General features: G+C 70.4%; 9 protein-coding genes, 2 tRNA genes and 2 pseudogenes. 11 read left to right on the top strand and 2 right to left on the bottom strand.

Annotation, left to right across the window (positions count from 1 at the left end):
• The 4 genes from TR48_RS37875 to TR48_RS37865 form a co-directional block, all read left to right on the top strand.
• Positions 1 to 407 (top strand): DUF3566 domain-containing protein (locus TR48_RS37875; RefSeq protein ID WP_161789990.1); only part of this gene is annotated, 407 nt, incomplete at its 5' end.
• A gap of 80 nt (positions 408 to 487) precedes the next feature.
• Positions 488 to 564 (top strand) — tRNA-Ile (locus TR48_RS37870).
• A gap of 118 nt (positions 565 to 682) precedes the next feature.
• Complete coding sequence (locus TR48_RS46160) at positions 683 to 814, top strand: DLW-39 family protein (RefSeq protein WP_218161989.1); 132 nt, start codon at positions 683 to 685, stop codon at positions 812 to 814.
• 58 nt (positions 815 to 872) lie between these two features.
• A tRNA-Ala gene (locus tag TR48_RS37865) sits at positions 873 to 945 on the top strand.
• Positions 946 to 1,031: 86 nt separating this feature from the next.
• On the opposite strand, the gene TR48_RS37860 is transcribed toward TR48_RS37865, so the two are convergent.
• Complete coding sequence (locus TR48_RS37860; protein ID WP_042375387.1) at positions 1,032 to 1,799, bottom strand: DUF5324 family protein; 768 nt, start codon at positions 1,797 to 1,799, stop codon at positions 1,032 to 1,034.
• A gap of 218 nt (positions 1,800 to 2,017) precedes the next feature.
• Between TR48_RS37860 and TR48_RS37855 the strand changes: the two genes are divergently transcribed.
• Both TR48_RS37855 and TR48_RS37850 read left to right on the top strand, forming a co-directional pair.
• Positions 2,018 to 2,539 (top strand): peptidylprolyl isomerase, encoded by a 522-nt coding sequence (locus TR48_RS37855; protein WP_042375384.1) that lies wholly within the window; start codon positions 2,018 to 2,020, stop codon positions 2,537 to 2,539.
• A 29-nt stretch (positions 2,540 to 2,568) separates the two neighbouring features.
• Positions 2,569 to 3,399 (top strand): rhomboid family intramembrane serine protease, encoded by an 831-nt coding sequence (locus tag TR48_RS37850; RefSeq protein WP_042375381.1) that lies wholly within the window; start codon positions 2,569 to 2,571, stop codon positions 3,397 to 3,399.
• A gap of 209 nt (positions 3,400 to 3,608) precedes the next feature.
• Here TR48_RS37850 and crgA read toward each other — a convergent pair whose 3' ends face one another.
• Positions 3,609 to 3,863: a cell division protein CrgA gene (crgA, locus tag TR48_RS37845; protein ID WP_042375379.1), complete on the bottom strand. Its 255-nt coding sequence runs from the start codon at positions 3,861 to 3,863 to the stop codon at positions 3,609 to 3,611.
• A 159-nt stretch (positions 3,864 to 4,022) separates the two neighbouring features.
• Here crgA and TR48_RS37840 point away from each other — a divergent pair, with 159 nt between their 5' ends.
• The 5 genes and pseudogenes from TR48_RS37840 to TR48_RS37820 all read left to right on the top strand — a co-directional run.
• Positions 4,023 to 4,772, top strand: a complete 750-nt coding sequence (locus TR48_RS37840) for a DUF881 domain-containing protein (protein ID WP_152628413.1) — start codon at positions 4,023 to 4,025, stop codon at positions 4,770 to 4,772.
• 28 nt (positions 4,773 to 4,800) lie between these two features.
• Positions 4,801 to 5,511 carry a class E sortase gene (locus TR48_RS37835; RefSeq protein ID WP_042375376.1) on the top strand — a complete coding sequence of 237 codons (711 nt, stop codon included), beginning with the start codon at positions 4,801 to 4,803 and terminating at the stop codon, positions 5,509 to 5,511.
• 66 nt (positions 5,512 to 5,577) lie between these two features.
• Positions 5,578 to 5,757, top strand: a pseudogene (locus TR48_RS44625) (hypothetical protein); the annotation flags it as partial.
• A 101-nt stretch (positions 5,758 to 5,858) separates the two neighbouring features.
• Complete coding sequence (locus TR48_RS37825; protein ID WP_042375374.1) at positions 5,859 to 6,512, top strand: aminodeoxychorismate/anthranilate synthase component II; 654 nt, start codon at positions 5,859 to 5,861, stop codon at positions 6,510 to 6,512.
• A pseudogene (locus TR48_RS37820) lies at positions 6,509 to 6,719 on the top strand (hypothetical protein); the annotation flags it as partial. The gene TR48_RS37825 and the pseudogene TR48_RS37820, both read left to right, overlap by 4 nt.

Raw genomic sequence — 6,719 nt, 5'->3', positions numbered from 1 at the left:
GTCCCGGCCCCGCTGCGGCGCCGCCGTCGGGGCGCACCCGCCGGGCCCGGCTGCGCGTGGTCCGCACGGACCCGTGGACGGTGATGAAGGTCAGCTTCCTGCTGTCGATCGCGCTCGGCGTGGTCACCGTCGTGGGCGTCTCGCTGCTGTGGATGGTGCTGGACGCGGCCGGCGTCTTCAGCTCGGTCGGCGGCACCCTCAAGCAGGCCACCACCGGCACCGACGCGACCTCGGGCTTCGACCTCCAGTCGTACCTGTCCTTCGGCAACGTCTTCCTGTTCACCCTGCTGATCGCGGTGGTGGACGTGGTGCTGATGACGGCCCTGTGCACGCTCGCCTCGTTCATCTACAACACGGCCGCGGGCATGACCGGCGGCGTCGAGGTGACCCTCGCCGAGGAGGACTGAGCTGACCTGCGGCGCTGCCCCGGGGAAGCGATTTGGGCATTGAGCTGCAGGTGCGCTAATCTTCTAACGCAACGCAGCGCGGGCCTATAGCTCAGACGGTTAGAGCGCTTCCCTGATAAGGAAGAGGCCACAGGTTCAAGTCCTGTTAGGCCCACCAGCGTCAGAACCCCGACTCGGTCACCGAGTCGGGGTTCGCTCGTTGTACCGATCAGAGTGTCCGCTGATGGGGTGTAGCATCGCGGCAAGGACGTCATCGAGGAAGTCGAGGTCTCGCGGTGAAGAAGCTTCTGCTGGTTGTTCTGGTCGCCCTGGGCGGGTACTTCGTCTACCGCCAGGTGCAGGCGGACCGCGCCGAGCAGGACCTGTGGACCGAGGCCACGGACCCGATCCCGGCCGGTTCCCGCTGAGCTGACAGGTGGTCTTCCCTGCCGCGCCGAGCGGGTACGCTTGTGCGCGGCAGTTCGCGGGGCCTTAGCTCAGTTGGTAGAGCGCCGTCTTTGCATGGCGGATGTCAGGGGTTCGACTCCCCTAGGCTCCACACTCGCGTGCACGAGGGGCTCCGATCCTTCCAAGGATCGGAGCCCCTCGTGCACGTGTCGGGGCCGCCCGGTCACGGCCGGCCGGTCACGGCTTCTTCTTGTGCTCGTTCCCGGTGCTCTTCTCGGCCTCCTCGGCCTCCTTCGCCTCGACCTCGGGGTCGAGCGGCAGGGAGCCGTTGACGGCGCCGCTGGCGCTGGAGCCGCCGGTGCCCGGCGCGGTGTCGCGCAGCGGGATGGAGGTGGTGGGCGGCTCGACGAGCCAGTCGGGGTTGCTCTGCTTGCGGTACCACTTCCACGCGGCCAGGCCGCCGGTGGCGAGCGCGCCCAGCGCCAGCAGGCCGAGGCCGCGGCGGGCCCAGCGGCCCCGGCGGGCGGCGCGCTCGTGGGCCTTGGCCAGCGCCTCGACCTCGGCGAGCGAGACCTGTCCGCGCAGCACCGGGATGGCGGCCAGGGAGCGGTCGTGGACCTGTTGGGCGGCCTGTTCGGCGGCGGGCAGCACGCGCTCCTGCGCGATGCTGCGGGCCTGGTCGGCGGCGACCGCGGCGGCCTCGCGGGCCTGCCGGGCGGCGACCTTCGCCTGCTGGGCGGCCTGGCGCGCGGCCTTGGCGACCGCCTCGTCCACGGCCGGCGGCACGCTGCCGCGGCCCTTCTCCCACAACGGCACCACCTGGCTCTGCACGCGGCTCTGCGCCGCCTGCCGGGCCTGTTCCACCGCGGTTCCGAGGGCGGGGGCGACCTTCTGCCACGCCTCCCCGCCGTACTGGGCCGCGGTGTCCTTGGCGCTCAGCGCATAAGGCGTGAGCTGCTCGCGGGTGCGACTGGCCGCCTCGCGAGCTGTGTCGATCCGGCTCACCGGAAACCTCCTCCTCGGGAGTCCTCTTCGTCACGTATCACCCAATGAAAGATCATGCCGCCTGATTCGTCCTCCGGCGCGCTGAAAAGCGGCACTTCTTCTCATCTGCATCCTGCCCCTTTGTGAGGCGATGCACAGGGCGTGCGAGGATTCATTCGTCAGGATCGTTCGGGATCCGGACCGGAACGGCCGGGGTCCCCCCGGCAGGAAGGCGCATCGTGGCCCAGCAGCTGTTCGCCACCCTCCACACCAGCCACGGGGACATCGAGCTGAAGCTGTTCCCCTTCCACGCCCCCAGGACGGTGACGAACTTCGTGGAGCTGGCGGAGGGCGGTCGCGAGTGGACCCACCCGGGCACCGGCGAGGTCACCTCGGCCCGGCTCTACGACGGCACGGTCTTCCACCGCGTCATCCCGGGCTTCATGATCCAGGGCGGTGACCCGCTCGGCACCGGAGTCGGCGGCCCCGGCTACCAGTTCAAGGACGAGATCCACCCCGAGCTGGTCTTCGACCGCCCGTACCTGCTGGCCATGGCGAACGCCGGGCCGGGCACCAACGGCTCGCAGTTCTTCATCACGGTGGACACGACGCCGTTCCTGAACCGCAAGCACACCATCTTCGGCGAGGTCGTCGACGAGGCCTCGAAGAAGGTCGTCGACGCCATCGCGACCGTGCCCACCGCGGGGGAGCGGCCGGAGCAGCCGGTGGTGCTCGAGTCCGTGACCGTCACCCGCCGCTGACGGCCGGGGTCCCTGGGGAGCGCGTCGCCATGCAGGACTGCTACCGCCACCCGGGCCGGGAGACCGGCGTGCGCTGCTCGCGCTGCGAGCGGCCGGTCTGTCCCGAGTGCCGGGTCGAGGCCGCCGTGGGCTTCCAGTGCCTGGAGTGCGTGCACGGGGCCCGGACGCAGCCGGTGCGCCGGGCCCGCACCGACTACGGGGGTCCGGCGCGCGCCGACGGCGCGCTGGTGACCCGGCTCCTGATCGGCGCCAACCTCGCGGTGTGGCTGCTGGCCTTCGTCGCGGGCGACAACTTCTTCTACCGGCTGGTCATGCAGGGCGACGCGGTCGTCACCGGCGACCAGTGGTACCGGATGATCAGCTCGGTCTTCCTGCACGAGCCGAGCAGTTTCGGGATCCTGCACATCGCCATGAACATGTGGTCGCTGTGGATCCTCGGCCCGTACGTGGAGTCGGCGTTCGGGCGGCTGCGCTACCTGGTGCTGTACCTGCTGTCCGGGATCGGCGGGTCCGCGCTGCTGATGCTGACCAACCCGGACCTGGTGGTGGCCGGCGCCTCCGGGGCGATCTTCGGGCTGCTGGGCGCGGTGATCATCATCCACCGCCACCGGGGCTTCTCGCTGGGGCCGATCATGGCCGTGCTGGTGGTGAACCTGGTCGCCACCTTCTCGCTCGGCTTCATCGCCTGGCAGGCGCACATCGGGGGACTGGTCGTCGGCACGATGCTGGCGGTGGGCTTCGTGCACGCCCCGGCGACGCCGGCCAAGCGCCGGGACCTGCTGCAGACGGTCGCCGTGGCGCTGGTCGCCGCGCTGGTCGCGGGGGTCAGCCTGTACGCGGCCACCCACATCGCCGCCTGACCCCGGCGTCTGGGTAAAAGGTTATCCACAAGATGTGCAAAGCGGCTCGCACAGTCGTGCGAGCCGCTTCGATGTGACCTTCGCTACGCGCGTTCACCTGCGAATTCTGTGACAAGGGCGGACCGGGGCGAGGGCTGTCTCGATCGAGTTATCCACAGATAGTCGGGGTTTTTCCCCACTGTGGATAAGTGTGTGGACAAGCCTCGCCCTTACTTCCACTGCGTGGAGACGCCGAAGCCGCCCGCGATGAAGGCGAAGCCGATCAGGATGTTCCAGTTGCCGATGGCGCTGACCGGCCACTGCGCGTTCGTCACGTAGTAGACGACGATCCAGACCAGGCCGATCAGGAAGAGGCCCAGCATCAGGGGGGCGATGAAGCCGTGGCCCGACTTGAGCTTGACCGCCGTCGCGGCAGTGGTCGGCGGAGTGAAATCCGACTTCTTGCGGATGCGTGACTTCGGCACTGGTAGGGCTCCCGGGGACGTGGGCCGACAGCAGGGGCGCGCGCAGGGGTGCGGCAGCGTACCCCGGCGTCCGTTAGCGTAGTGGCTCGGGGAGTCGGAAGGAGATAAGGGTACGTGTCAGATTCGGAAGAAGTTCCGCCCGGGTCGGACAATCCTCCGATCGAGGGAACTTCCCGTCCGCTGCGCCGCAGGCGATATGTCGGGCGTGCCCTGACCTGCCTGATCTTCGCGCTCGCCGGATTCCTCTTCTACACCAGCGCGCACACCGCCAACGGCACCGACCTGCGCAACGACAACACCTTGCTGCGGCTCTCCGATCTGATACAGCAACGCAGCCGCGACAACGCCACCTCCGACGCCCAGGTCGCCGCGCTGCGCGCGCAGATCGACGCGCTCGCGCAGGCGCACCCGGGAAACCCGGCCGACCAGGCCAGGCTGGCCGCGCTCGAGAAGGCCGCCGGACTCGATCCGCTGACCGGCCAGGGTGTGACCGTCACCCTCGACGACGCGCCCCCGAACGCCACCGCGCGCATCCCCGGCGTCCCCCAGCCGCAGCCCGACGACCTGGTCATCCACCAGCAGGACCTGCAGGCCGTCGTCAACGCCCTGTGGCGCGGCGGCGCCCGCGGCATCCAGATCCAGGACCAACGGCTGATCTCGACCAGCGCGGTGCGCTGCGTCGGCAACCAGCTGATCCTGCAGGGGCGGGTCTACTCCCCGCCGTACGTGATCCGGGCGGTCGGCACCCCCAAGGCGCTGGAGACCGCCCTCAGCGGAGACACCTACATCCAGACCTATCTGCAGTACGTCACCGCCTACGGGCTCGGCTGGAAAGTCGCGCCGTCGCGAGCGATGACTCTTCCGGGCTACTCGGGCACAGTGGACCTCCAGTTCGCCAAGGCGAAGTAGGCGACGTCGGTCGCGGGGGAGGACAGCGGTGGGTCGGTTGGTCGCCCGGACGCTGGTGGAGCTGTGCATCACCGTCGGCGCGCTGATCGTGCTGCTCACCTGCTACCTGCTCTACTGGACGAACATCGCCGCCGACCAGGCCATGGCGGGGGAGCTCAGCCGGCTCCAGCAGCAGTGGAACCAGTCGCGGGTGACCGCCGCGCCCACGCCGGCCCCGTCCGCCTCGATCGGGGCCGCCCCGTCCCCCACGCCGTCGGCCTTCGCGTACCCGCCGGACCAGGCCTTCGCCGTCCTCTCCATCCCGCGCTTCGGCCGGGACTGGAAGAAGCCGATCATCGAGGGCACCGGCGTCGGCGACCTGCAGAAGGGCATCGGCCACTACGCGGGCACCGCGGAGCCCGGCCAGGTGGGCAACTTCGCCCTCGCCGGGCACCGCCGCACCTGGGGCAACCCCTTCAACGACTTCCCGCTGCTCCGTCCGGGGGACCGGATCTACATCGACGACGGCCGTTTCTGGTATGTCTACCGACTCGACCGCACCCCGCTGCGGACCCTGCCGACCGATATCGGCGTGCTCGACCCCGTGCCACCGGAGTCCGGCTACACCCAGCCTGGCTCCTACCTGACCCTGACCACCTGCGACCCGGCCTGGGGACACAGCCACCGGCTGATCGAGTGGGGCCGGCTGGTGTCCGTCACACCGGTCTCGGCCGGCGAGCCACAAGGACTTTCGGGATAGGCAGGATCAACCGTCGCGCACAGGGGTGCCCGATACCCTGGTGCCGGACAGGAGGAGACAGGCTCGATGTACGGCTTTCTGTGGCGCAAGCTGCCCGGCAGCGCGCCCCTGCGCGCGCTGCAGTGCCTGCTGCTCTTCCTGGCTGCCGTCTTCGTGCTGTTCCAGTTCGTCTTCCCGAGGCTGGAGCCGCTGCTCCCCTTCGGCGACGTGACCGTGGGCGGCAACGGCACGGGCTCCGGCACCGGATCCACGGCTCCGCCGTCGCCCGGCCCCTCCGCCTCCACGCTCAACGGTGCGCACCGCCTGCCGGTCGCCGAGCTCTCCCAGAACCATGGAGTCGTCGTCTGATGTCCGTCCGTCCCGCCCGCATCCTGGTCGTCGACAACTACGACAGCTTCGTCTTCAACCTGGTCCAGTACCTCTACCAGTTGGGCGCGGAGTGCGAGGTGCGGCGCAACGACGAGGTGGACCTCGCCTCGGTGACGGGTGACGCCTACGACGGGGTGCTGCTCTCCCCCGGCCCCGGCGCGCCCGAGGAGGCCGGGGTCTGCATCGAGATGGTGCACCACTGCGCCGCTATCGGGCTGCCGGTCTTCGGCGTCTGCCTCGGCCTGCAGTCGATCGCCGTCGCCTACGGCGCGGTCGTCGGTCGCGCGCCCGAGCTGCTGCACGGCAAGACCTCGCCGGTCAGCCACGAGGACGGCGGCGTCTTCGCCGGCCTGCACTCGCCGCTGACCGCGACCCGCTACCACTCGCTGGCGGTCGACCGCGACACCGTGCCGGACGAGCTGCACGTCACCGCGTGGACGGACACCGGCGTCATCATGGGCCTGCGGCACAAGGAGCTGCCGGTCGAGGGCGTCCAGTTCCACCCCGAGTCGGTGCTGACCGAGGGCGGCCACCGGATGCTCGCCAACTGGCTCGCCGCGTGCGGCGATCCGGAGGCCGTGGCCCGCTCCGCCGGGCTGGCCCCGGTGATCGGCCGGGTGGCGGTCGCGTGACCGCGTTGCGCCCCGAGCCCGGTGCGCAACCGGAGCCCGAGCCGGAGCCGGACTGGGGGTCGTTCTTCGCGGAGAAGTCCGACGAGACGCTGCGGCTGCGCGTGCTCCCCACTCCCCCGCCGTCCGGGGCGGGTTCGGACTCCGCGCCGTCCGCGACGCCCACGACGGCCGGGGCGCTCGCGACGGGCGGCCGGGCCGCGCGTCGGC

This window comes from Streptacidiphilus neutrinimicus (genome assembly GCF_000787815.1).
Lineage (GTDB): Bacteria > Actinomycetota > Actinomycetes > Streptomycetales > Streptomycetaceae > Streptacidiphilus > Streptacidiphilus neutrinimicus.
The sequence above is the reverse complement of the archived record's forward strand: the minus strand, read 5'-3'. Positions and strand labels throughout refer to the sequence as shown.